At 37.0% G+C, this 25,379-nt stretch carries 20 protein-coding genes, 1 pseudogene and 1 riboswitch; of the genes and pseudogenes, 9 read left to right on the top strand and 12 right to left on the bottom strand.

The annotated features are described in order from the left end of the window. Positions 1-187 precede the first annotated feature (187 nt). Positions 188-709, top strand: a complete 522-nt coding sequence (locus MHH51_RS20650) for a hypothetical protein (RefSeq protein WP_339283362.1) — start codon at positions 188-190, stop codon at positions 707-709. A 5-nt stretch (positions 710-714) separates the two neighbouring features. On the opposite strand, the pseudogene MHH51_RS20645 reads toward MHH51_RS20650, so the two are convergent. Together MHH51_RS20645 and MHH51_RS20640 are read right to left on the bottom strand one after the other, a co-directional pair. Next, a pseudogene (locus tag MHH51_RS20645) lies at positions 715-1,789 on the bottom strand (helix-turn-helix transcriptional regulator). Between the two features lie 153 nt (positions 1,790-1,942). Beyond that, positions 1,943-3,568, bottom strand: coding sequence for an ATP-binding cassette domain-containing protein (locus tag MHH51_RS20640; RefSeq protein WP_147212330.1), 1,626 nt, complete (start codon positions 3,566-3,568; stop codon positions 1,943-1,945). A 272-nt stretch (positions 3,569-3,840) separates the two neighbouring features. Between MHH51_RS20640 and MHH51_RS20635 the strand changes: the two genes are divergently transcribed. Beyond that, positions 3,841-4,323, top strand: a complete 483-nt coding sequence (locus MHH51_RS20635; RefSeq protein WP_339283359.1) for a hypothetical protein — start codon at positions 3,841-3,843, stop codon at positions 4,321-4,323. 197 nt (positions 4,324-4,520) lie between these two features. Beyond that, positions 4,521-5,099, top strand: coding sequence for a hypothetical protein (locus tag MHH51_RS20630; protein ID WP_186813722.1), 579 nt, complete (start codon positions 4,521-4,523; stop codon positions 5,097-5,099). Positions 5,100-5,243: 144 nt separating this feature from the next. On the opposite strand, the gene MHH51_RS20625 is transcribed toward MHH51_RS20630, so the two are convergent. The 3 genes from MHH51_RS20625 to MHH51_RS20615 all read right to left on the bottom strand — a co-directional run bounded on the left by MHH51_RS20625 (position 5,244) and on the right by MHH51_RS20615 (position 9,011). Further along, positions 5,244-5,903 (bottom strand): YpmS family protein, encoded by a 660-nt coding sequence (locus MHH51_RS20625; RefSeq protein WP_147212328.1) that lies wholly within the window; start codon positions 5,901-5,903, stop codon positions 5,244-5,246. A 17-nt stretch (positions 5,904-5,920) separates the two neighbouring features. Further along, positions 5,921-6,823, bottom strand: a complete 903-nt coding sequence (locus MHH51_RS20620) for an SGNH/GDSL hydrolase family protein (RefSeq protein ID WP_339283356.1) — start codon at positions 6,821-6,823, stop codon at positions 5,921-5,923. 526 nt (positions 6,824-7,349) lie between these two features. Further along, complete coding sequence (locus MHH51_RS20615; protein ID WP_339283354.1) at positions 7,350-9,011, bottom strand: O-acetylhomoserine aminocarboxypropyltransferase/cysteine synthase family protein; 1,662 nt, start codon at positions 9,009-9,011, stop codon at positions 7,350-7,352. Between the two features lie 90 nt (positions 9,012-9,101). After that, positions 9,102-9,199: riboswitch (SAM riboswitch) on the bottom strand. Positions 9,200-9,361: 162 nt separating this feature from the next. Here MHH51_RS20615 and MHH51_RS20610 point away from each other — a divergent pair. Next, positions 9,362-9,541 (top strand): hypothetical protein, encoded by a 180-nt coding sequence (locus MHH51_RS20610; protein WP_246145259.1) that lies wholly within the window; start codon positions 9,362-9,364, stop codon positions 9,539-9,541. 374 nt (positions 9,542-9,915) lie between these two features. On the opposite strand, the gene rarD is transcribed toward MHH51_RS20610, so the two are convergent. Next, a complete protein-coding gene (rarD, locus tag MHH51_RS20605) occupies positions 9,916-10,839 on the bottom strand; it encodes an EamA family transporter RarD (protein ID WP_147212325.1) in 924 nt (307 codons plus the stop codon). A gap of 239 nt (positions 10,840-11,078) precedes the next feature. On the opposite strand from rarD, the gene megL reads away from it, so the two are divergent. From megL to MHH51_RS20590, 3 genes are all read left to right on the top strand, one after another. Beyond that, on the top strand, positions 11,079-12,260 hold the full coding sequence (gene megL, locus MHH51_RS20600) for a methionine gamma-lyase (RefSeq protein ID WP_147212324.1): 1,182 nt from the start codon (positions 11,079-11,081) through the stop codon (positions 12,258-12,260). 279 nt (positions 12,261-12,539) lie between these two features. Continuing rightward, entirely contained in the window at positions 12,540-13,979 is a 1,440-nt protein-coding gene (cls, locus tag MHH51_RS20595) for a cardiolipin synthase (protein ID WP_339283350.1), read from the top strand. Positions 13,980-14,042: 63 nt separating this feature from the next. After that, positions 14,043-14,558: an acyl-CoA thioesterase gene (locus MHH51_RS20590; protein ID WP_147212322.1), complete on the top strand. Its 516-nt coding sequence runs from the start codon at positions 14,043-14,045 to the stop codon at positions 14,556-14,558. Positions 14,559-14,852: 294 nt separating this feature from the next. Here MHH51_RS20590 and MHH51_RS20585 read toward each other — a convergent pair whose 3' ends face one another. The 4 genes from MHH51_RS20585 to MHH51_RS20570 all read right to left on the bottom strand — a co-directional run bounded on the left by MHH51_RS20585 (position 14,853) and on the right by MHH51_RS20570 (position 18,780). After that, a complete protein-coding gene (locus tag MHH51_RS20585) occupies positions 14,853-15,125 on the bottom strand; it encodes a CPBP family intramembrane glutamic endopeptidase (protein ID WP_339286333.1) in 273 nt (90 codons plus the stop codon). A 1,164-nt stretch (positions 15,126-16,289) separates the two neighbouring features. Beyond that, a complete protein-coding gene (locus MHH51_RS20580) occupies positions 16,290-17,771 on the bottom strand; it encodes a PH domain-containing protein (RefSeq protein ID WP_339283348.1) in 1,482 nt (493 codons plus the stop codon). Continuing rightward, complete coding sequence (locus tag MHH51_RS20575) at positions 17,764-18,246, bottom strand: PH domain-containing protein (RefSeq protein WP_156985180.1); 483 nt, start codon at positions 18,244-18,246, stop codon at positions 17,764-17,766. The genes MHH51_RS20580 and MHH51_RS20575 overlap by 8 nt, the downstream gene beginning before the upstream one ends. Positions 18,247-18,447: 201 nt before the next feature. Next, positions 18,448-18,780: a winged helix-turn-helix transcriptional regulator gene (locus tag MHH51_RS20570; RefSeq protein WP_147212318.1), complete on the bottom strand. Its 333-nt coding sequence runs from the start codon at positions 18,778-18,780 to the stop codon at positions 18,448-18,450. A 220-nt stretch (positions 18,781-19,000) separates the two neighbouring features. On the opposite strand from MHH51_RS20570, the gene MHH51_RS20565 reads away from it, so the two are divergent. Then, a complete protein-coding gene (locus MHH51_RS20565) occupies positions 19,001-20,239 on the top strand; it encodes an aminopeptidase (protein WP_339283345.1) in 1,239 nt (412 codons plus the stop codon). A gap of 87 nt (positions 20,240-20,326) precedes the next feature. Here MHH51_RS20565 and recQ read toward each other — a convergent pair whose 3' ends face one another. Continuing rightward, complete coding sequence (gene recQ / locus MHH51_RS20560; protein ID WP_339283344.1) at positions 20,327-22,480, bottom strand: DNA helicase RecQ; 2,154 nt, start codon at positions 22,478-22,480, stop codon at positions 20,327-20,329. Between the two features lie 818 nt (positions 22,481-23,298). Between recQ and MHH51_RS20555 the strand changes: the two genes are divergently transcribed. Further along, the gene (locus MHH51_RS20555) at positions 23,299-25,125 is read left to right on the top strand and encodes a sodium:proton antiporter (protein WP_147212315.1); all 1,827 of its coding nucleotides are present in this window, start codon (positions 23,299-23,301) and stop codon (positions 25,123-25,125) included. 55 nt (positions 25,126-25,180) lie between these two features. Here MHH51_RS20555 and MHH51_RS20550 read toward each other — a convergent pair whose 3' ends face one another. Then, the gene (locus MHH51_RS20550) at positions 25,181-25,363 is read right to left on the bottom strand and encodes an SE1832 family protein (protein WP_147212314.1); all 183 of its coding nucleotides are present in this window, start codon (positions 25,361-25,363) and stop codon (positions 25,181-25,183) included. Positions 25,364-25,379 lie beyond the last annotated feature (16 nt).

Here is a 25,379-nt window from a genome sequence, read left to right as displayed (position 1 = left end):
CCGTCAAATCCGGGAGATTAATTGATTCAGAAGATTTCAGGACCATAAGAAATCCATTTATTAAGATGGGGTTCTTATGGTCTTTTTAGATAATCTTAAAATAGAGGTCAAATTCTAATAAATCGGTACAGTATTCATCCTGTATAAAATATAATAGTTAGTCCAATATAAAAAAGGGAGGTGCACAATGAAAAAGATAGTATTAATCATTGCCGTTACAATTATTTCTTTCAGTTGTTTTGCGATTAATACTTTGGCTGAAGAAGATGATTTTACATCTAAAAAACCAATGACTGAAGAAGAAGTTTATAAGACAATGGGATATTCAAAAGATATAAATAAAATTATAAACATATTTGAAGAAAAATTTGATACAAAGATAATGCTGCCTAAAGAAATGCCCTTTGAAGTGAAAAATAAATTTGCCAAAATTGATGAACAAAATAATTTAGATATCCATTATAAAGGAAAATATAAAAAAGATAATTTTCAATTTATCGTTAATCCGGAATCACCGCGGGATGTAGAAAGCAACTACAAATTAAAAAGCGGAGAAGATGTTTATATAGAAAAAATAAAATCAGAGATTTCTTCCCCTATAATTGAACTTGTTTATAAGCAGGAGAAATTAGAATATATATTATATTTAAGAGCTAACGGTAAATACGACAAAGAGTCGTTAATTAATATTGCTGAGTCTTTAGAATAATATCGTTATATTTTGTTAATCAGCTCCAGATATTGCGTATCTCCATATCCGATTGTTGGGAAGCGGATAAATAGCCTTTGGAGTAATTCAGATGTCGGCAGGTCAGTGTGTTTAGAAATATATTTTACTACTTCATTATCTTCATCTGACATATCCAGATAAAGATTAATTGCCTGGTACATGACTGGAAACTGCTTTACAGAGGTCTTTCTGTGATGAATAAATACATCTTTTGTAGGCAGAGGTATATTCACTTAATTCAAGCTTTGTTTGCTGAACTTTGAATTCATCCTCTCTGAAGCTATTTAAAAATACATTTCCCTGGTATTCGGTCTGTTTAAGAAAAGCAAGCAGGGTAAGGAGATTCATTTGACAAAACATATCTTCACCAAACCATAAAACGATATATTTATGTTCTTTATTAAAAAGATAATCCAATGGATGAATCACTTTTTGTATATAGTTTTCAGTAGATTCTCCATGTCTGGCAGCACGTGTATGAATAAAGTGTTTATCAAAAACCTTCTCTGTAACAGGATGTACACACATCGCCTCATTGAATAAAGCATAATCAGCTTCTCCCATTAATTTATTTTCTTTAAATTCCTCGTACAGTATTTGGAAGTTTAAGATATGAAGCACATTATGATCAAAGAGTTCACGATTCTCATTTTGTAACTTTTCAATCTCTAATTTTCTGGAAATATTCATTCTGTACCATCCCCCATCTTTATCAGTAGTGAGTTTAATAAATGATTGAACAGGATGCTTATGGAGCTGATATTGTCTCGGGGTAATACCGAAAACAGCTTTAAACGCCCGGCTTTATGCCTCTTGGGAAGAGTAGTAATAGTCAAAAGCAATATCAATAATCCTTCTGTTATTTTTCAAATCTTCCGTAGATAAATATAACCTTCTAAGAAGTGTATAGCGTCTAATGCTGATTCCAGTGGTCTGATGGAACTTAAAAGAACAATAATAAGGGGAATAACCTATATAGTCAGCCAGTTCATCTAATGAAAAAGCTGACTGCAGACGGTATTCTAGCCAATCAACCATAAGCTGGATATCTTCATTCATTTATCTCCCTCCTGGATTAAAGTATAAGAGGTTTTTATTTTTATTATTTTATATTTCTTGTGTTTATGCTTAGAAATGATTGCTCCAATTTTAAGAAAAAAAGACCCCGATAAATCAATCTCATTTATCAAAGTCTCTGTTTCCTTCATAACATTATGCAGTTGTATACATTTCCTTCACTTGCTTTTGCAGCTTTTTATCCTGAACGTATTCATCATAAGACATTTCCTTATCGATAATACCATTCGGAGTAATTTCCATAATACGGTTAGCGATACTGTTGATAAATTCATGATCATGTGATGTAAAGACAATGGATCCTTTGAATTTAACAAGACCATTATTTAAGGCTTGAATAGATTCAAGATCAAGATGGTTCGTAGGCTCATCTAAAATAAGTACATTTGATTTGGAAAGCATCATTTTAGACAGCATACAGCGGACCTTTTCTCCCCCGGAGAGTACATTTGCTTTTTTCTTCGCTTCTTCTCCGGAAAATAGCATTCTTCCTAAGAAACCACGCAGGAATGTTTCTGTTTCATCCTCAGGAGAATACTGGCGGAGCCAATCTACCAGCGTTAGATCAGATCCATCAAAGAACTCAGAATTATCTTTTGGAAAATAAGACTGGGATGTTGTAATACCCCATTTATAGGAACCTTCATCCGGCTCCAATTCACCAGAAATAATTTGCAGCAAAGTTGTGTTGGCAATGTCATCTCTTCCGACCAATGCCACTTTATCATTTGGATTTAAAATAAAATTCACTTTATCTAATACTTTTACCCCGTTAATTGTTTTAGACAGGTCCTTCACCTGTAATAAATCATTTCCAATTTCACGCTCTGGTGTAAAGGCAATGTATGGATATTTTCTGGAGGATGGTTTAATATCGTCCAATGTAATATTATCCAGCATTTTTTTACGGGAGGTAGCCTGCTTGGACTTCGAAGCATTCGCGCTGAAACGTGCGATAAATTCTTTCAGCTCGTTGATTTTTTCTTCTTTTTTCTTATTAGACTCTTGTGCCATACGGGAAGCAAGCTGGCTTGATTCATACCAGAAATCATAGTTCCCGACATAGAGCTGAATTTTTCCGAAATCGACATCCGCAATTTGCGTACATACTTTATTTAAAAAGTGACGGTCGTGGGATACTACGATAACAGTATTTTCGAATTGAATAAGAAATTCTTCCAGCCATTGGATTGCTTGAATATCCAATCCATTTGTAGGCTCGTCGAGAAGAAGAATATCGGGATTCCCGAATAAGGCTTGTGCAAGTAGTACTTTTACCTTTTGTTCCTCAGGGATTTCAGCCATTTTTAAATCATGAACAGATTCTTCTACACCAAGACCTTTAAGAAGCACGGCCGCATCAGATTCTGCTTCCCATCCGTTCATTTCTGCAAATTCACCTTCCAGCTCAGCGGCACGGATGCCGTCCTCTTCGCTGAAATCTGCTTTCATATAAATAGCATCTTTTTCCTGTTTGACTTTGTATAAACGCTCATGACCCATTAATACAGTTTCCAGCACGGGATGCTCTTCATAAGCATAGTGATCTTGCTTTAAAACAGTCAGACGCTGTCCCGGTGTCAGAGATACATTCCCAGATTGCGGTTCAATTTCACCAGAAAGAATTTTCAGGAAAGTTGATTTTCCGGCTCCATTTGCCCCAATAACACCGTAGCAATTTCCAGGCGTGAATTTTAAATTTACATCTTCAAAAAGCTTCTTGTCGCCATATCGTAAACTAACATTAGTTACTGTTAACATTTTATTAATTGCCTCCATTAAATCATTATCAAAATAAGCTTACGTTATTTACGGAAACAATGCAAGATAAGACCGCTATATCTATGAAAGTATCTCATTTTCCAGCTCTATAAAGATATAGACCTGAAGGCTTAGTTGAAAATATGACGCTGGGTTATTACGGATGGATAAGATAACCGCTAAAATAAAAATAACTTAAAAATTAAAGAGGAAGAAAGTTGGGCTTCATTATTTATATTCTTCACCACAGCTTAAGAAGAGGAGGAGTACAAATGGGTGCAAAAATTTTGCAACACACGGGTGCTATTTCAGATAATTTTCATATACTGATAAATAAGAACGAGCTAAGGAAGCGTTTTGCTGCGGCAGTTTATTACATCAGAAAAAGTGAACAGGAAAAAGAAGAAACGAGAAAGTTAATGCATATGCAATATAAGCTGGAAAAAATATGCCGGCAGGAGTATATAAATGCACAGAAAAATGCAGAGGTTCAATTTATGCAAATGAAGGCTGCTGAACAGGATTCAGAAAAAGAGGTATATCATTTTGCACAAATAGCGTACAAGACTTGTAAAAAGCGCATGAAGAAAATGCAAATCACAGCAGAGGAAGCATCTAATCAGCTGGAATCAATGAAAAAGATATATCATGAAATGGACAGCCAGCTCAAAATAATGAAAAGAAATCTGATGAAGCAGATGAACTATGAAAATATTGACAAATTAGATAATCCATTGAAACTTTTTGTCATTTAATACGTAAATAAATGTATAGCAGAATAAGAAGAATCACCATTATTCATATCCTTTTTTAAATAGAAATAAATCTATTAAGAGGAAATGTGTACCATATAAGGTATACTTTTATCAATTTTTGCACCAGCTATTGTATATTAAAATACTTTTGTATATATTAATAAAAAGGGGTATGTCCGAAGAGGGGGAACAAGTAGATGAAAAGCAAGACGGTTTATTTGCTGTTTACCGATACAGGAAGCTATCTATCACGATTGATTCATCTGTATACCCAGGAGCCTTTAAACCATGTTTCTATTGCTTTAGATAGAGAATTAACAGAAGTTTATAGCTTTGGGAGAAAACAGCCTGATAATCCATTTATCGGTGGCTTTGTGAAAGAGGATATTTTTTCACCATACTTAAATAGCTCTATGTGTGAAATTTATGAGCTTAAAGTGACCGAAAATGAATATGAATATATTAAATCCTTTATTCAAAATATAGAGATTGACAAAGATAAATATCGTTATAATTTTATTGGGTTATTTGGAGTCATGATGAAAATAAAAATTACACGTCAGACAGCCTTTTTCTGTTCACAGTTTGTGGCAACTATTTTACAGGGTGTAACGAGTCTTTCATTAACAAAAGACCCTTACTTTACAACTCCGGAGGATATTCGAACTGCTCCAGATTTGAAGCTTGTTTATGAAGGAACATTGTTACATTATCAAGATAAGGATTCTTTATCTTCAACAGAGCAGCCATCATTATCTTATATTTCTAATTTATAGGTGTTGAGATAAAAAATCTTAAAGAACCCGGGCATTTGTACTTCCTTTACTTTTCCCGTAATAAGGAAGTACTGAATCTGCTAAAATATTATTTTACAAAGCACGGAGCTTCTTAAGTTGAGGCTCCGTGCTTTGTTCTTTACTCTATTCAAATAGATTTTGCATTGCTTCTCTCGAGAAATCCTGAATGCCTAGTGTTTCATAAGGGACGACCAGCTTCATGGTAATATTATTTGCTTCTAGATCCATATGCTGTACAGCTACATCGAAATTGCCCTGTAAATTCATATCTGTAACAGCTACATAAATTTCCTGGCTGTCCGGGTCTATCGTTACCCATTCAGGCATTGGTAAAAATTTATCCATGTATTCCATAATTTTTTTGTTTGGCAGTTCTAAAAGTCCAACAGAGATAGACTTCAGTTGTAAAACCAGATCACCGTTTGTCTGCTCAATCGGTTCAAAACGGACAGAAAGAGGAACTGTGGAAGAGAAGACAGGCAATTCACCCATCAGATGCACATCATCCTCAAGAAAAATACGGTAATGGTGATCCGTCCCCTCAAGTAATTTCTCAATATAAGCATTGATTAAATTATTTAAGTTTTGCTTTGTTGTCTGAATGTAAAACTCAGAGCTTTCCTGCTCGTCTATTACAGAATTTTGCGGGAACTCATTTTTAGAAACCGGCCAAAAAATAAGCGCCAGCAAAAGGAGTAAGATAGCTGCATTAAAGATAAGAAGACCGAGAAAACCGGCTTTCCATTTATTATTTATTTTTATTTGTCTATTCTTTACTCTCATTATGTTTTCATCCCAACTTAATTAAAATATTCCAGAATACGTTCAGCCATTAGATAATATCCATCATAATTAGGGTGGAAATTATCGTCTGAAAATAAATTTGCAGTCTCGTCTTCAAATAAATCATCAATTGGTACAAAGGTGCTGCCTTCGTATTGATTGACTGTCTCTCTTCCTATAGTATTCCAATCAGCGACAATCTGGTCCAATTCTGGAATGTCCTCAAAATAATTTGTAAAAGGATTAAAAATACCTAATAGATAAATAGAGGCATCCGCATTAATGGAACGAAGCTTATCAAATATTTCGCTGAGACGATCTTCGTAGAAAGCCTGTTCCTCGTTAAAGTAGCTGATCTCCAAGTCCATAATATTTTCCTTTAACACTTGCATAATATCATTAGCACCGATGGTAATGATAATAATATCTGCTTCTTCTAAAGCATCCGTTAATTCAGGCTCTTCCTCCAGACGGGTGAGCAGCTGATCGGAGCGGTTTCCACGTTTTCCAAAGTTATCAAAATGGACATTTGTATCAAGTGCCTGAAGTGTTCTGTCTAATATCCCGACATAGCCCCCCTGATTTGTATCGTCTCCTACACCCTGGGTCAGTGAATCACCAAGAGCAACGATATCCACATTTTCCTCAGAAGCAAATTCGAATGTATTTTCAAAAGGCTCATCGACAGCTATTTCCTCATTTTCTTGTTCGTCCGCGTTTCCCATAACTTCCTCGCTGTCGTCTTCTGTATCTTCTTCGCCATTTTCTGCTGGTTCAGACGTGATTTGTTCTCTAAGAGCTTCTTCTCTTTCCCGTTGTTCAGAGCTTAATTGAAAATATGGCAGCTGTAAAATCGAAAAAACAGCTATAATGATAATAAGAATGGAGCTAATGAGAATAAGCCATCTTTTTTTGGTCATTTTCATGATTACACCTACGTGTTCTTTTCTTCTAGTTTATGTTGGAACAAATAAAATTACTTAATAATACGTAAAGAAAATGTTCAAAAAGTCCAATAAAAAATGGCAGGGGAAGGAGCTTTTGCTTAGATAGCCTGTATTGTTACAGGCAACACAGGGTTACCACAAGACGGAGAAGTCTGTCAGCTTGCTATCCCCACAGGACAAGTAACCGAAGCCTAGTCCGGTTTCATCCCCAGTACGTAATCGAGCAGCCCTTATCAGCTGATTTTTGAACATACATGTAAAAAGTTTATTTGATGTGTACGTATTTGTAAAATAATTTGGTAGAGTAGATGTTTTTATTTATATTCCTATTTTAATCAAGGATTATAAATAATAAACAGGTTTAAATGAAAAACGCCTTCTAATTTTATGTAGAAGACGTGACTAAACCTCATTATAACATAAAAGTACCCGTCTTTCTTCACGATAAAACATCAAATGTTCTAATAGAAGAAAGGCGGATACTGTATAATTATTTTAACTAATTTCTGAAGCTGCGTAATTCCAGAGCAAACTGTGCCGGCTGAATATTTGAAAGAATAAATACTTCAGATGTTACTTCAGAGCTTGTGTCTGTGAACAAAATAGTTCCCTGATAAGCTGCATTTTCTTCTGGTGCCGGCTTACCTTCCTGCAGCCAAATTGCATCAGCCCCGGATAGTATATCTGTTGTTACCTCATCTATATCTGTTGTGGGAATAACCTCATAGCCTAATTTATAAAGAGGCGCAATATCGTCATCCGCGATGCCGACAGCTACAATGCGTTTTTTACGGACACCTTCACTGCGGTCAAATGGAGATTGCAGTAAGTTTTTCACTGCTATTTCTTCCGCAGATTTCTGACTGCCATGCGATTTTCCGGTCGCTTTATCTATTGCCTGTTCCAGATCAGCTACAATATCATCAAATGCTTCCAGACCGACGGATAGACGAATCAATTCTTCTGTAGTACCACTTTTTGCCAAGTCCTCATCTGTTAATTGCTGATGGGTCGTAGAAGCAGGGTGAATAATAAGTGATTTTGCATCGCCGACGTTGGCAACGTGAGACCAGAGTTCCACATTATCAATCAAGATACGGCCTGCATCCCGGCCTCCTTCAATGCCAAAGGTAATAACAGAACCAAAACCGCCATTTAAATACTTCCCGGCAAGCTGATGAGATGGGTGTGATGCCAGCCCGGGGTAGTTGACCCATTCTACAGCAGGATGTTTTTCCAGATAGGCTGCCAGCTTTTCTGCATTTTCACTATGCCTTTTGATACGTAAATGTAAGGTTTCCAATCCTTGAAGTAATAAAAAGGCATTTTGCGGGCTTAGAGCAGGTCCGATGTCACGTAATAATTGGACACGCAGCTTTGTTATAAAAGCAGCCGGTCCTAAGTCAGCATATTTTAAGCCATTATAGCTTGCATCCGGCTCGATAAAATCTGGGAATTTCTCGTTGTTCCAATCAAATCTGCCACTGTCAACCACAATACCGCCAATAGTTGTACCATGTCCGCCAATCCATTTCGTTGCAGAATGCACAACAATATCCGCACCCCATGTTAATGGTTTTGCAACATAAGGTGTAGCGAAAGTATTATCAATAATTAAAGGAATACCATGATTATGGGCAATGTCCGCAACGGTTTCTATATCAAAAACATATAGGCTCGGGTTAGTAATGATTTCACCAAAGATTGCTTTTGTTTTATCTGTAATCGCAGCTTCAATTGCTTCAGGATCTGTTCCATCTACAAATTTTACATTGATGCCATAGCGGGGGAGTGTGTTGGCAAATAAATTATACGTCCCGCCATATAGATTGCTGTCTGCAATAATTTCATCACCGGCACGTGTAATATTGAGAATTGCCATGGTAATGGCTGCCATCCCCGATGCTACTCCTAAAGCTCCAACACCATCTTCTAATTGGGCAATCCGCTGTTCAAATGTATCTACAGTTGGATTCATAATTCGTGTGTATATATTTCCCGGCTCTGCCAGCCCGAATAAATTCTGTGCATGCTCCGTGTCCCGGAATACGTAAGAAGTAGTTTGATAGATAGGCACTGCCCGGGACCCGGTTGTTGGATCAGGAACCTGGCCTCCATGTAATAAAATTGTCTCGTCCTGCTGGATTGAATGTTTTGACATTTTATTTCCTCCCTTTTAGATATATCCTCTGTTACTAAAAAGAACCCTCTTCTTAAAAGAAGAGAGCTCTTGTCATCGACTTGGAACTCTCTCTTATCTTTCAGATTAATCTGTAGGATTTGGCACCAGTTTTTGTTCAGGTTGCCGGGCTTCACAGGGCCTATTCCCTCCGCCGCTCTTGATAAGAGATTATGCTAAATATTTAGAAATTACTAGAGAGTATATAATTATAGAGATTAAATGTCAAGTAGTTTACTATGAATTAATAAAGTTTCATTTAAAAAAAGGATGGAAGGGGATTACTGATGAGTAAAATTTTGAACTATCAAATAGATTTTGAGAATTCATAAATGGAAATGCAGGTAATAACTGTGCAAGAGAAGCAGTTGAATATTTTATTTGAAAATTTTTTAGCCTTTCATTTTGAAACGCAACTGCCTGATAGCATCCTTTTAGATATAGTCGAAGAGAGAACCGATTTATTTACTATAGAGAATAAAGAATTGTTAGAGAAGGAAAAATATTATTGATGGTCTATATGTTATAAAAGTACTGATTATTTTAAATAATTATATCAAGGAGAATGGTTATCGTTACTATAAGATATATTCTTCATTTGGATTTAATAGCTGGATTCTTTCGGAAAGGTGCATTCTGGATTAAGGGTAGGCTAAAATAGTATTTTCCTGTATTAAATGAAAAGAAAAACAGCAATAAATAACAAAACTGCCCCAATATAATTAATCGGAGCAGCTTTATAAATTTGGTATGCAACTAATAGTGGAGTTTTCATTCCCTGTTGCTTTGGATAGCTATGAACACATTAGTTAAGCTTATTTCGGATAATTAAATCTTTATACCTATAAAAGGATCTTTTCTTCGTCCGGTTTAAAATACCCTTTCATTAAGCTTTTTCATTTTTAGCTTTGTTTCTTGCACGCGGTGCATCCCGATAAATACTTGCCATATAGATAATAAGAGCTATCCAAATAAGGGCAAATGTAATCATATGATGTACCGTAAATGTTTCATTATATAAGAACACACCCAAGAAGAACATAATCGTCGGTGCAACATATTGCAAAAATCCGACCATTGCTAATGGAATCCGTTTGGCCCCCGCTGCAAATAGCAGTAAAGGAACTGCAGTTACGATACCGCCCCCAATTAATAATAGATTATCTGATGCAAACAGGGGAGAAAAAGTAAATGACCCTTCTGATGGAATAAATATCAAGTATAATAATGCAATCGGTGCAACGACCAGTGTTTCAATAGTAAGTCCATACATAGCATGGAGGTTTATTGTCTTTTTAATGAGTCCGTAAAAACCAAAACTCATCGCTAATAATAGAGAAATCCAGGGAAACACGCCATAGCTTAAAGTTAAATAAAGTACACCGATACCAGCGAGAATAAAGGACAGAACTTGTCCTTTGGTTGTCTTTTCCTTCAATACAAAGACCGCCAATAAAATACTGATCAGAGGATTGATATAATATCCTAAGCTGGCCTGCAGCACATGCCCGTGCTGTACAGAAAAAATAAACAAGAACCAGTTGATGGATATTACAATAGAAGCTGTAATAATAGCAAGTGCTTTCTTTCTATCCTTTTTCAACAGCTGTACTGTTTCCATTAAATGCCGCCAGTTGCCAGTAGCAAGTACTAAGAAAATCATAAATACCAGGCTCCACACAATCCGGTGAGCAAGTACTTCACCGGCAGGGACATTATCGAGAAACTTCCAATATATTGGGAATATCCCCCATAATAAATAAGCAACAAAGGTAATAATCGCCCCTTGCTGTAAAGGTTTATTTTCCATCTTTTATTCCTACCTTCTGAAAAAATCAAACTAAATCTAATAGTAAAACTTTATCAGGAAGGAATCAATGGCTTTTTTAAATAAGTTAATACTTATTTTCATAACAAGAACACCTCTGTTCAATAAAGTCAGGTAAATTTATGAACCTGAAACATTTCCAACAGAACAGGAATACTTTATTATAAGTGTATAGACTCATCAGAATTTATCATCTATATAAAGGATGGGAGAGAGAATAAATGAGTAAAAAGTTTAAACATATGGAAACAGCAATAATTCATGAGGGGTATGATTCAAAAGAACTGCTCGGCAGCTTAACACCGCCAATTTTTCAAACCTCTACATTTACTTTTGATACAGCGGAACAGGGAGCGGCACGATTTGCCGGAGAAGAAGAGGGACATGTTTATTCGCGTATCGGCAATCCGACTGTGCAGGTGCTGGAACAAAAACTGGCAGCACTTGAAAAGGCGGAGAAAGGGCTGGCATTTTCTTCGGGGATGGCTGCAATTTCAGCAGTTTTAATCGCTCTCACTAAAGCAAATGACCATATTATCTGCTCGTCTGGATTATATGGATGCACTTTTGGTTTACTGTCTATGATGGATGAAAAGTATAATATCCAAACAGACTATGTAGACATGTCTGACGTAAAAAATATAGAAGTTAAAATCAAGCCGGAGACAAAGGTTTTTTATATTGAAACACCGATTAATCCGACAATGGAAGTAATTGATTTGGAGCTTGTAATAAATCTTGCCAGGAAGCATAATGTTCTCGTCGTGGTAGATAATACATTCTCCACACCGTATTTACAGCGTCCGATAGAATTAGGAGCAGATGTTGTTGTGCATAGTGCTACGAAATATTTAAGCGGGCATGGTGATGTAATTGCAGGGTTAGCAGCTGGGAAAAAAGAATTAATGGAGCAAATTGCAGCAACCACGCAAAAGGATATTGGCGGTGTGCTGTCACCATTCGACGCCTGGCTGGTTATTCGCGGGTTAAAGACATTACCGCTTCGAATGGATAGGCATTCTGATAATGCCTTAGAAATTGCAGAAAAGCTGAAACAGCACCCAAAGGTTAAGCGGGTATTTTATCCGGGTGACCCGGATGCATTGGGATATTCTGTTATGAGGAAGCAAATGAAATCGGGAGGAGGAACTCTTTCTTTTGAGATTGATGGAGGGAAGGAAGAAGCACAGGGCTTTCTTAATAAACTGCAGTTTATCAGCATTGCAGTAAGTCTTGGCGATACAGAAACATTGATTCAGCACCCGGCTACAATGACACATGCGGTGATTCCTGATGAACGACGCCGGAAAATGGGAATCACAGACTCTTTGATACGATTATCAGTAGGAATAGAAGCGTGGCAGGATATTTGGGAAGACTTGGATCAAGCTTTGAATCGCTAAAATAATCTGTTAGTTTTTGGGGAATAGTGACAACTGAGGAATTACCAGAAGCTATCCTCTGACGCTTTTGGATAATCAGGAAAATAATTCCATTAAGGCAGGAGGGTACAGAAGAGGGTATTCTCCTGATTCAAGCTGACAACTTTTTTTTGAGAAAGCGTACTTACAATTCCAATTAAATGGGAGAAAAGGGGCTTTCACTGAACGAAATTTTATTTTGTGCTATTATAAGAGCAGAACTCCCTTTTTGTTGGAGATGAAGTGATAGGAGCAGGATATATGGGTGTTTACTCAATAGTTATTGGATTAATTTTTATTATAAATATTGCATTAGCTATATCCATTATTTTTTTGGAGCGGAAAGATCCAACTTCTTCCTGGGCTTGGGTAATGGTACTATTGTTTATTCCTGTTTTAGGATTTATTCTTTATTTAATTTTTGGACGACCTATCAGCAATCGCCGTATATTCAAATGGGATCAGCGGAGCCGGATGGATGTGAAAAAGGCTGTACAAAAACAAATTAATGCCATTGAGGATGACACCTTCCAATTAAATCATGAAGACTTAAAAAGCCATCAGGATTTGGTCTATCTTCATCTTCGTAATGATAATGCTGTTTATACAGAAAACAATGGAGTAGATATTCTTACAGACGGTCATGAAAAATTTGAAGCGCTTTTGGAAGACATCAGCCGGGCAAGACACCATGTTCATGTACAATACTATATTATGCGGAGCGATGGATTGGGAAGCAGACTTGCTAATGCATTAATTAGAAAAGCAAAAGAAGGAGTATGTGTCAGACTTTTATATGACGATATGGGCTCCAGATCACTCAAGAAAAGCTACATAAAGAAATTGAGGGAGGCGGGCGTTTTAGTTGAAGCGTTCTTCCCATCCAAATTTGTAATTAATTTTAAAATTAATTACCGGAACCACCGAAAATTAACCATTATTGATGGAGAGATTGGCTATATTGGCGGTTTTAATGTCGGAGATGAATATTTGGGGTTAAAGAAGAAATTCGGATATTGGCGTGATACGCATCTGAGGGTGGTTGGAGATGCCGTTCAAAGTATGCAGACCCGCTTTGTATTAGACTGGAACCAAGCTTCCAAGCAGAGGATTTCCTATGAAGAGGAACATTTTCAAACGATCTGTGGAGGCAACACAGGTATGCAGATTGTTTCAAGCGGTCCAGATTCGGAGTATGAGCAAATTAAAAATGGATATATTAAAATGATTATGGAAGCAGAAAAGTATATCTATATCCAGACGCCGTATTTTATCCCGGATGAAAGTCTGCGTGATGCAATTCGTATCGCTGTGTTGTCCGGAGTGGATGTGAAGATTATGATTCCGAATAAGCCCGATCATCCCTTTGTCTACTGGGCGACCATGTACTATTGTGGAGATTTACTTGGTGCCGGCGCAGAGATTTTTATTTACCAGAATGGATTTTTACATGCCAAAACAGTAATTGTCGATGGGAAAATAGCTACGGTCGGTACGGCAAATATTGATGTAAGAAGCTTCCGTCTCAACTTTGAAGTTAATGCCTTCTTATACGATATTGAAGTTGTCAAACGGTTGATTGTCGAGTTCGATAAAGATTTAAGGCATTCTACACAAATGACGAAAAAGTTATATGATAAACGTTCTATCGGGATCCGTTTTAAGGAATCCGTCTCACGTTTAATTTCACCAGTTTTATAAACGTAAAGTTGCGAAAGTGCAATAAAAACATTAATAAATAAACACAGCAGGAGGAAATAAAAGATGAATGCAAAACCTTGTTCAGCATCTTTGGCTTTAAAAACAACACATGTATTACCACCCGATACAAATCAATATGGAACCTTATTTGGCGGGAAATTAATGGCGCATCTTGATGACATTGCTGCAATTGCAGCAGTAAAGCATGCAAATAATCCCGTTGTAACAGCATCTACGGATTCTGTGGATTTTCTAGCACCTGTAAGAGTTGGACAATATATTTCGATTGAAGCTTTTGTAACCTGGACACATCATACTTCGATGGAGGTGTTTATACGGGCAATTACAGAAGACATCCGGACGGGAGAGAGAACGGTTTGTACAACGGCCTTTATGACATTTGTTGCCATCGATGAAAATGGGAAACCAATAGAAGTACCTCCTGTTTATCCAAAAACAGAAGATGAAAAAATGCTTCATGAAAGTGCTCCGCTTCGTGCCAATCGCCGTGCAGAGCGAAGAAAGCAGTCTAAACAGCTGGCAGAAACTTTTGGAACAGTCTATCGGACAGAGAAATAAGGCTATATTATATTAAAAAACCAGTTAAAATCGAAACAGTCGATTTTAACTGGTTTTTTAGGCAGATAAGGAAGTATAAAACGAAACTTCATTCAGAGGGAGTTTTTGACGCACAAATGTTTCCAGTGGAGCGAGTAATCGCAGTTACATTCCTGGCCAGTTACACTTCGATAAATTTATTTTTACGCTTTATTATGAGGCGAAAGTTTCACGGACAGTTCTCCATGATAAATATATTTGCATCTAGATAGTAGGATTTATCTTATCATTTGTATTAGATTTCTATTTTATCCTTTATACCAAACTTGTAAAATTCCATAAAATATGAATTAGAATTGGACCATATAATGCGTCTGTTTTTTTATAAACGAAGCATGTGATAATACTTACCATAAATATAAAAAGTCTCTGCGGCAGAGGAACATTATGCATTAAAGCAAAAATTAGTGAAGTAATCATCATTCCCAGCCAAAACGGAAGATAAATGCGTGAAAAATCCAAAATGACTCTTTTCATGAATAACTCTTCCCAAACGGGAACAAATATACCAGTTGCTATTATAAACAAGATGATAATCGGTATAGAAGTGATCTGTACGATTTCTACCTCATAATCCTGACTGTTGACAGGAAGATATGAAACTGCCCCCCGACGAAACAACTACGAGTAAATAACCCACAAAGACATAAATATAATTTTTTATACTTCGAAAAAAATCAAATGTCAGTTTCTCAGAAAAGAAAGCACGGCTTTGTTTTAATGATAAGAATATAATGATAAAGAAAAAACCGATGACGACTGAATCCCCAATATAATCGAGGATAATAGAATTAAATAAAGCTTGAAAAATAATAAATAGGAAAACAATGATAGTGAATAGCGAAGTACAAAAAATAAGATTCCGCTTTTGTGTTTTTTCCATAAGCAGCTTCATCGCTTTCAATATATTAAAAATAAACATGAAGCTATTATACCTCCATTTAGTAAGTTATTCTACTAGTATATAGTTCTTTTTGTTCATAAAATTAATATATATAATTATATATGGTATTATTTGATTACGGATTTTGTATATTTTACATATTACTCAAAAGGAGGTGAATACAATATATAATAAAATTACAATACTTAATCTTTCAATCTTGTTACTTTCAATTATTTTATTAATTAGCTTTTCAACAAACGTTTCCGCTGAAGAAAGCAATCAGAATACTTATGAAATTGAGGTGATTGATGAAAGCGTCCAATAAAATGAAATTAATGAAGGCCCTAGCATAGCATGTGCTTCATGTAATCAATATAAGAGTAGCATAGTTTCTCAAACATTAATTTCAAGAAAATATACAGGCACAGTCACACTTTCAAGAAGCACAACTCTATCTATGAAACTTGAATTTAAGTATAAAGGTATTAACATTTCATTTGGTGGTAAGACGGTTAGCTCCTCTAGTAAAAAGTTTAAGGAATACAAAGTAACTAAAAATTATAAAATCCGAGTAAAAACTTATAACCCTAGGGGGCGATTACTTTCAAATGAAGTGGTAACTAAAAAGCTTACATCTACTGAAAGAGTTCCAATATAAAGTAAACATATAAAAACTCTGATTAAATGGCTTTTACGCTATATTTAATCAGAGTTTTTATGATGCCATAATTAGATGAAAGATTCTTTTTTCTATATCACCTCTCACCAAGTACCATTAATGGGTCATATCTCTCCCATTCTGCTTTCTAATGGTTTATGTCAGAGGAAGTTTTCTCCTGATAGGAATACCAGTCGGCAATGTAATCACTGTCCGTTGTACGAAGCTCCTTGATCACAAAATGCCGGCCACTGCCTTTATTTAAAATAGCCATATCAAGTGTAGCCAGAGACTGCTTTCGGTGAAGCAGATGCTGTTTTTGCTGTAAAGCTTGGATTCTGCGATGCGGAATAATAGCAGTATCCTTGCTAATTATACGTGTCTGAACGGTTATCTGTTGTGCATCAATAGCATAGCCGATGGATTGAAACACGGCAAAGCCCATAACTCCAAAGACCAGCATGATAATAACAGGTATCCAAATATAGGATGAAAAGAAGATTCCTGTGATAATAACGGCTAATAATGGAATATTGATAGAGCGCCACAAATAGTAAGGTAATGCTTTTTTCGGAGGATGAATCAAATTCTCCGAGCTGTAATTGTACTCCGGTAAAAATTCAGATAAAAAAGATGTAAATTCTTTTTTACGCAGTAACGGAAAAATAACCGTATTCACTTCCTGACTATTATCTGTGTTTGCACTGGCAATCTCAACATAAATTCTTGCAAAACCAAATAATTGGTGAATAGGGGATTCTTTTATTCCGACAGCTTGTATTCGTTTCAGCGGAATAGTTGTTTGTTTCTTTTCTAATAAGCCCCGTGTAATAAACAATTCTTTTTCATAACGTGTAATGGTGAAATTCCAATCCTTAATCACCGTATAGAGAATGCTCAATATCCATAAAAATAAAATAACGATGATTGCAAAAATAATCATAATTTGCATGCCAAGTGACAGAGCCAGGCGCACGGCATCATTATAAAACTGATCAGGGATTAATGCTTCCACCTGAGAGAAGGCGGCACCGAATAATCCAATTAAAATTCCAAAGCTTGCTGAAGTGGAACCGGTAATAATAAGCGCTTTAAGCGCAATGGTTCTCTTAAGAAGGCTGGACTCATCGAGTTCTGTCCGTTCTATATCAGCTTCTTCTGGTACTTCTGGAGATCCTGCCTCTGAAACTTGTTTTTTATATTTTAACTCATCATGAAGCCTGCGTCCCTCTTCCATACTGACAGCGGATAATGCAGCATCTGTAGACGAATCATTACCAGCTGTTTCAATAGCGACCTTTGTTAAACCGAAGATTCGATGAATAACATTCTGTGATAAATCGATAGACTGAATACGATGCTTGGATATAGTACGCTTTTTACGGACGATAATGCCCCGCTCGATACGTAATTGGTCTTCCTCTAATTGATAGGTGAAACGAAGCCATGATAAAACACTGGATAAAATAATTAATACAATAATAACCGCTGCACCAATCATCAGGTAAAATGAAGCGCCATTGCTGATGACAATAATAGCAATTGGCAAAATACCAAGAATTGATTGTTTCAAGGCCCGGATAATATCAAATAGGATTGCAGCAGGATGCAGCCGTTTCGGATTAGACATCATCTTGTTCCACCCTTGCTAATTCAGAGATTTGATCACGTAAATCGGATGCTTCCTCTTCTGATAGAGCAGGTATCTGATGGGTAGTTGCTGCAGTGGATATTTCCAAAGTTGCCAGTTTATATTTCTTTAGGATAGGACCTTGCTGTGTATCAACATGCTGGACACGAATCATGGGTACAATAGTTCGGGTTACAATGAGTATCCCATGCTGTATGTATATTTCCTGATCATAAACCTGATAACGCCATCTGCGCCATCTCAGCTTGGGGATAATCCATGCTGTAATAATCCATTCCACAATAGTAAGCCCAGCTATGATAAAAATAATCCAGATTGGCAGAAAATCGAAAATAATATAAACGGCGATAGCTCCGATTGTGATTAATAAAAAGATAAGGGTATAGATGTGTGCTGTGAGCTGCCATGCTTTAATAGCATCTGTGGCAATTTTTATATTAGGCTGTTCCCGCATGCATTTGCACTCCTTGTTTTCAGGTTGCTTCCATCATACTACAAATGGAGGAAGCTTCGAAAAGATTTAAGAAAATCCAAATATATCAGTGATACCAAATTCTATCTGTGTCTTATTTTCATTTAAAAGATATGTGAAGGATCTACAGTATATTTGGATTTTAATAATATAAGAGACATCTGTCTTTGTATGACAAAAGGATTACTCTTCCTCTTTACTCGCTATCTCTTCAGCGGAAATATATTCTTCCGCCCAGCGCTGAATATCCTTAATCACAGGCTCTAGCGCTTTTCCTTTTTCTGATAATGTATATTCAATACGAACTGGAAATTCCGAATATATATTCCGCTCTACAATACCTTCTTTTTCCAGTAATTTTAAACGATCTGAAAGTAAGCGGCCGCTGATAGGGAGATCTGCTTCCATCTCTGAGAAACGTTTTGCCCCTTTTAATAATTCAAATAAAATGAGCCCGACCCAACGGGTGCTCAATAAGACCATTGCTTTTTCAAAACGTGGACATAATTGGTTCATTTTTCCACCTCCATAGAACCTTTCGTACCTAAAATGTGTATATACATTAGTTACGAAAAGTAATCTTAATATAGGGTATCATAAATGGGAGTACTAGTAAATGAAAGCTGCAATGATGGGGATAAAAGAGGCCTTTAAAAGGAAATATTTTTGGAAAAATTTAAGGGAATATGGAATAATAAAAGGGAAATTAAAATTGGGCATATGGAGGTATATATTTATGGTTCAAGTACAGGTACAGGAAAAGTACGCAGAATTAACATTGAAAAAGGGTGTTAACCTGCAAAAAGGGCAGGCAGTCATGATTAATGCGCCGATTGAAGGGGCAGCATTTACACGGATTGTAGCACGTAAAGCATATGAAATGGGTGCGAAGGATGTCCATATTAATTGGGTTGACGATGAGCTTACTCTGTTAAAATACGAGAATGCACCAGATGAAGTAATCGCAGATTATCCGGAATGGAAAGTGAAACTGCATGATACATTTGCAGAGGACGGAGCAGCAGTTGTAAACATTCGTTCTACAAATCCGGATTTATTAAAAGATATTGACCCGTCCCGCGTAGCAAAAGCAAATAAAGCAGCTGCAGAAGCGATGGTCAATTTCCGCAAATATACGATGAATGACCGCATTCCCTGGACCATTATTTCTATCCCTTCAAAGGATTGGGCGAAAAAAATCTTCCCTGATAAATCAGAAGATGAAGCTGTTTCCAGTCTATGGGAAGCTATTTTGAAGATTGTCCGTGTTGATCAGGATGATCCTGTTGCAGCATGGGATAAACATAATGAAACATTGAGAACAGCCAGAGAAGTGTTAAATAAGAAAAACTATAAGAAATTAATTTTTAAAGCACCTGGTACAGACTTAGAAATGGAATTGCCGGAGGGGCATATATGGAAGGGCGGATCTGCTGAGGCAGAAACAGGCGTTACCTTTAACCCGAATATGCCGACAGAAGAGGTTTTCTCTGTACCGCATAAATATGGTATCAATGGGACAGTATCAAGTACCAAGCCGTTAAACTATGGTGGAAGCTTAATTGATAACTTCTCTTTAACCTTTAAGGATGGAAAAGTAGTTGATTTCCAGGCAGAGCAGGGGGAAGAAGTCTTGAAGCATTTACTGGAATCTGATGAAGGTGCCCGCCGTCTTGGCGAAATTGCCTTGGTACCAGACGAATCGCCGGTATCACAGTCCGGGCTTATTTTCTACAACACACTATTTGATGAAAATGCATCCTGTCATATTGCATTGGGTAAAGCTTATCCGACGAATCTGAAGGGCGGAGCTGCTATGGATTTAGAAGAGCTGGACAAGCATGGAGTAAATGACAGTCTTGTTCATGTCGATTTTATGATTGGATCTGATAAAATGGACATTGACGGTATTACAGCAGATGGCAAATCAGAGCCGGTATTCCGTAATGGAACATGGGCATTGGATATTAAGTAAAAAAGTAAACAAAACGGCAATAAGATGATTCGTCTTATTGCCGTTTTGTTATATAAGCTAAGCGTATCTCCTGAAAGTTAAGGCCCGTTAAGATCCTTCTCTTACCACGAATTTATCATTTTTTACAAGCACAGCTTTAATTTTTCTGTAGGTGTATTCCTCTGGCAAAGCTTCTTTTAAGTCTTTTAATCCAGCAGCATCTATATCCTCATGCGTGGATAAAACCTCTTCCTCTTCCTTATTGTTAAAGAATAGGCTCCAATTGAGGTTAAAGCCTTTTTGAGAAGCTTGAAAAATATGGGCTTCTATTGTTTGTTCCTTCAAATCACGGATAGCTGCAATTTCCCGAATTGTTTTTCCTTTCTGCAACAGTTCATAGGATATTTGATAAGAAGGCCGGTCATCCAACTCTTTTGCTTTCCCTGCTTTTTGATAATGAATGGCTGTCGGAGCCTTGTAATCGGGATTTTCTTCTTTCCAATCTGCAATAGCTTCCAGAAAAGCTTCTCCGTATAATTCATATTTCTTTTGACCGACACCTTTTAATCGTAAGAATTCATCCTTATCTTCGGGAAGATACCGGGCCATTTCCTTTAACGTCATATCTGAAAATAAAACATAAGGAGGCAGCTCCAGCTCTTGCGACATTGACCTTCTAAGCTGACGCAGTGCTTCAAATAGATCTGTATTATAATCTGCTTTTTCAACAGTTGGAACATCTTGAATGAACATCGTGACATTTTCTTTACCGGTAAGGATATCCATTGATTTTTGATTTAATTTTAAGATAGGAAACTGTCCTTCCTCTGCTGCTAAACATTCTTCAGCAAGTAAGAAGTGAATTCTTTCTGTAATTTCCTTCTCCGTATATTTCGATAGGATGCCATAAGTAGTTAATTTTGTTAAACCAAATTGAATCAATTTCTTATCCTTCGAGCCTTTTAAGACTTTGGCTGTCAAACCAACACCAAAACGTTCGCGCATACGTTTGACACAGGATAAAATCATTTGTGCCTCCTCCGTAATGTCCTCTAATTCCCCTTGCTGTAAACAATTGCTGCAGCGCCCGCAGGATGCAGTGGCAGAGCCCAACTGGAAATAGTTGAGGATATAGCTGTTTAAGCAGCTCTGTGTACGGCAATAATTAACCATTTTATTCAATTTTTGATATTCACGCTGCATGCCTTCTTCTTCCATCTCTGATTTTTCAATTAAGAACTTTTGCGTATGAATATCCTGAGGGGAGAATAATAAAACACAATTACTTGGCTCGCCGTCCCGTCCGGCTCTTCCTGCTTCCTGATAGTAGGATTCCATGTTCATCGGGATAGCATAATGGATAATAAAACGAACATTTGACTTATCGATTCCCATTCCGAATGCAGTGGTGGCAACCATTAATTCTGTCTGATCAAAAATAAAAGCTGTTTGTGCATCCTGTCTTTCCTGTTCGGATAACCCGCCATGATATTTGGAAACGGCATAGCCTTTCTCGTTTAGGACATCATAGACATATTCAACCTGCTTTCTCGTAGCTGCATAGATAATTCCTACTTCTTCCTGATGCTTTTTTAAGTAGGAAAGAATGTAGTCTATTTTGTTTACTCCTTTTTCGATAAAAAAGGAGAGGTTCTTTCTCTCAAAACCAGTGTGCACTGTATTTGCAGGGGATATATGTAAAAGAGACTGAATATCTTCAATAACTTCAGGTGTTGCTGTTGCAGTGAGCCCCATAATAATTGGATTGCCGCCAATCTGCTGAAGAATAGGGACGATAGAGCGGTAGCTTGGACGAAAATCATGCCCCCATTGGGAAATACAATGTGCCTCATCAAAAGCAATTAATGAAAGATTGGTTTGCTGCAGTGCATGAATAAAAGAACCAGATTCAAACCGTTCGGGAGCAACATAAACAAATTGATAACGATTTTGCTGCATCGCAATTAAGCGCTGGCGCTGTTCAGCTGAAGAAATAGAGCTGTTAATATAAGTAGCTGCGACGCCAAGTGCATGCAAACCATCTACTTGGTCCTTCATCAATGAAATAAGCGGTGAAATAATAATTGCTGTACCATTCATAGCGAGTCCAGGTACTTGGTAACAGAGTGATTTTCCGCCGCCGGTTGGCATTACTGCAAGGGTATTTTTACCTTGATCGATATTGTTAATAACCTCAGCCTGTCCAGGACGGAAACTGGTATAGCCGAAGTAATTCTGTAAAATATTTAGATGCTTTTCCATAGATAAATCTCCCTTTTAGAGGTTGAATTGGGATTGAGATTACTCTCCCCATTAAAAAATGTAATGCGCAGAAGAATAGCGGAAATTTCATTTCAGGGTTATGTAATATGAATGATTAACTGTCCCATATAATTTGAATGATTAAATACATTTTTCATTTTATAAAATAAGAATACATCATTTATGATTTAGACATTGTTATTTAACCTTTCTTATTAGTTGCATATAAAAAAATAAGAGAGGAATAAATATTTCATTTAATAATTTTCTATCTTCTATCCTAGAACGTTTTAATTGGAAAGTAAAGTATTGAAAAATCGTAAATAACAGTTGAAAACACTGTCAAAACACAACGATTGCTAAGGGGAATGTAAATTTTTCTGCATATAACTTCATATGAATTTACTTTTTCTTATTTCATCTATAAAATAAAACTTCCTTACGTGAGATTTCTTTGTTCAAGAGTAAGAAAGTATAAAATGTTGAGGATAGCCGCTCCAACAGTTTTCATGGGGTGAGTAATCTTAGTCCCCACGACGTCGCGAACTTAACCGAACTTCCTATTCTGTTCTGCACATTCCCACAGGAGTCTTCGTGTATTTCTTCTGGGACTGGGACTGCGGTTACTCGTCCCATCGAAAACCGTCGCAGCGGACATTTCCTTGGCAAGAACACCAGTATTTTAAAGACTAAGTGATTTTCTTGGTTTTTCTTATTCTTTCATTGAAGGACTTGGGGCAGTGACTAAACCCAAAAATTCATGAAGCCTGTTAGAGCGTGAGAAATACGCTATACTTTTTTGAAAAGGAGGGGAATGTATGGTTCCTTCTTTGCTATTTGAACTAATGTTAATTTGTATATTAGGCGTTGCTTCCCAATGGGTTGCATGGCGTTTTCGTATGCCGGCTATTGTTGTAATGGCGGCTACAGGACTGATGATTGGACCTGTTTTTGGATTTATTAACCCGGAACAGGATTTTGGAGACCTGTATAGTCCGCTGATCTCTGTAGCTGTAGCAATTATATTATTTGAAGGAAGCTTAAATTTAAGCTTTCAAGAGCTGCGTGGAGTAGGAAGGCCTATTTTTCGGATATCTACAGTAGGTGCATTCATTGCCTGGATTTTAGGGTCATTAACAGCTCATTATATTGCCGGTCTATCCTGGGCAGTTGCCTTTGTTATTGGCGGTTTATTTGTAGTGACAGGGCCAACAGTAATTATGCCGCTTTTACGCCAGGCAAAGCTAAAAGCGCGTCCTGCGAAGATTTTGAAATGGGAAGGAATTATTGTTGATCCGATCGGAGCCTTACTTGCTGTTTTTGCTTTTGAAATTATTACTTTTATGACAGCATCTAACCCGGAAGCAAGCCAGATTATTTTTTTCTTTGCAGGCTCTCTTTTTGCTATCTTCCTTGGCTGGATATTGGGACGGGGACTCGGCTGGATGTTCGAGATGGGACATGTACCTGAATTCCTAAAATCGCCGACTGTTGTCGTTGTTGTCCTGTTCTGTTTTACAATAGCAGATGTTATTATGCATGAAACAGGGCTCTTATCTGTGACAGCGATGGGGATTACCTTAGCAAACATGGGAATTCGTTCTGTATCAGATATGCGTCATTTCAAGGAGAATATTTCTGTACTTTTGATTTCAACTATTTTTGTTATGCTGACAGCATCTCTTGATGTGGCAACAATTATACAGATTTTTAATCCGCACATTATCGGCTATGTATTATTGATGATGTTTGCAGTCCGTCCGCTGTCTATTTTCCTGTCGACGATTGGAACAGGTCTCAGCTTAAATGAAAAAGTGTTGATTGGCTGGATTGCACCGCGTGGAATTGTGGCATTAACAGTTTCTGGTTACTTTGCTGGTGTATTAACAGATGCTGGTTATGAAGATGCTTCTATCCTGACAGCATTGACCTTTGCTCTTGTTATTTTCACTGTAATAGCGCATGGTTTTTCTATCGGCTGGCTTTCTAAAAAGCTGAATCTGTCTAATAAGGGCAATCCAGGAGCGTTAATTGTCGGCAGTAATCCATTTACTGTTCAATTAGCTAAATCATTAAAAGAGGCAAATTATCCTTCTATTCTTGTCGATTCATCATGGGAAAACCTTTCCTTGGCAAGAAAAGAAGGCTTGGAAAGCTATCATGGAAGTATGCTGTCTGAGCAGACGGAGCATCACCTGGATACGATTCCATATGAATATTTATTAACGTTAACCCATGATAAATCATATAATTCGCTTCTCTGCACAACATTTCTTCCTGAATATGGAAGAACAAATGTGTTTAAAGTCAGTCCATACACAGCTTTTAAGGATAATGGATATTCTACAGGTGTTGTATCACAGGTTGGCGGCCGTATTTTATTTGATAAGAAATTCTCCCTGGACGATTTAATTGACAAGGTGGAGAATGGATTCACTGTCCGGCAAACAACACTTACTGATAAATTCACGTTTGAAAATTATAAACAGACGAAGGATCCGGAGACAGTCTATCTGTTCTTAATTAAGCCTTCCGGACAGTTGAAATTTTTCTCTGAAGAAATGCGTACCTTACCTGCAACCGGAGATAAGATTGTCAGCTTAACCAAAGGAAAAGAATCAGAGAGACAACCCGCTCAAAGCTAAGATGAAGATAATAAAAGAAGCTGACTCGTCATGAATGAGTCAGCTTCTTTTATTATCAGTTAAATCGCTCCAGTTCTTTTCTCACCGCCGCAATTTCTCCCTCTATACGTATTAATTGCTCTTCGGCAGAGGAGACACGTCCTTTAACAAACTCGAGCTTATCTAAATCCCCTTGAATACGGACATAATCCGATTTTAATTCATCTAGTTGTTGTTCCAGCTTGGCTTTTGTTGTCAAGAAAACCCCTCCTATC

Source organism: Oceanobacillus sp. FSL K6-3682 (assembly GCF_037976165.1).
GTDB classification, from domain to species: domain Bacteria; phylum Bacillota; class Bacilli; order Bacillales; family Amphibacillaceae; genus Oceanobacillus; species Oceanobacillus sojae.
Note: the sequence above shows the minus strand (reverse complement) of the source record. Positions and strands in the feature narration are given on the sequence as shown.

Coding starts and splice junctions, on each gene's coding strand:
- MHH51_RS20620 (WP_339283356.1), bottom strand. CDS start 6,823: ATGACCAAAAAAAGATGGCTTATTCTCATTAGCTCCATTCTTATTATC.
- MHH51_RS20630 (WP_186813722.1), top strand. CDS start 4,521: ATGAAAAGCAAGACGGTTTATTTGCTGTTTACCGATACAGGAAGCTAT.
- MHH51_RS20610 (WP_246145259.1), top strand. CDS start 9,362: ATGGAAATGCAGGTAATAACTGTGCAAGAGAAGCAGTTGAATATTTTA.
- MHH51_RS20625 (WP_147212328.1), bottom strand. CDS start 5,903: ATGAGAGTAAAGAATAGACAAATAAAAATAAATAATAAATGGAAAGCC.
- MHH51_RS20590 (WP_147212322.1), top strand. CDS start 14,043: ATGAATGCAAAACCTTGTTCAGCATCTTTGGCTTTAAAAACAACACAT.
- MHH51_RS20615 (WP_339283354.1), bottom strand. CDS start 9,011: ATGTCAAAACATTCAATCCAGCAGGACGAGACAATTTTATTACATGGA.
- MHH51_RS20575 (WP_156985180.1), bottom strand. CDS start 18,246: ATGCGGGAACAGCCTAATATAAAAATTGCCACAGATGCTATTAAAGCA.
- MHH51_RS20570 (WP_147212318.1), bottom strand. CDS start 18,780: ATGAACCAATTATGTCCACGTTTTGAAAAAGCAATGGTCTTATTGAGC.
- MHH51_RS20555 (WP_147212315.1), top strand. CDS start 23,299: ATGGTTCCTTCTTTGCTATTTGAACTAATGTTAATTTGTATATTAGGC.
- recQ (WP_339283344.1), bottom strand. CDS start 22,480: ATGGAAAAGCATCTAAATATTTTACAGAATTACTTCGGCTATACCAGT.
- MHH51_RS20635 (WP_339283359.1), top strand. CDS start 3,841: ATGGGTGCAAAAATTTTGCAACACACGGGTGCTATTTCAGATAATTTT.
- rarD (WP_147212325.1), bottom strand. CDS start 10,839: ATGGAAAATAAACCTTTACAGCAAGGGGCGATTATTACCTTTGTTGCT.
- MHH51_RS20565 (WP_339283345.1), top strand. CDS start 19,001: ATGGTTCAAGTACAGGTACAGGAAAAGTACGCAGAATTAACATTGAAA.
- MHH51_RS20580 (WP_339283348.1), bottom strand. CDS start 17,771: ATGTCTAATCCGAAACGGCTGCATCCTGCTGCAATCCTATTTGATATT.
- megL (WP_147212324.1), top strand. CDS start 11,079: ATGAGTAAAAAGTTTAAACATATGGAAACAGCAATAATTCATGAGGGG.
- MHH51_RS20640 (WP_147212330.1), bottom strand. CDS start 3,568: ATGTTAACAGTAACTAATGTTAGTTTACGATATGGCGACAAGAAGCTT.
- MHH51_RS20650 (WP_339283362.1), top strand. CDS start 188: ATGAAAAAGATAGTATTAATCATTGCCGTTACAATTATTTCTTTCAGT.
- cls (WP_339283350.1), top strand. CDS start 12,540: ATGGGTGTTTACTCAATAGTTATTGGATTAATTTTTATTATAAATATT.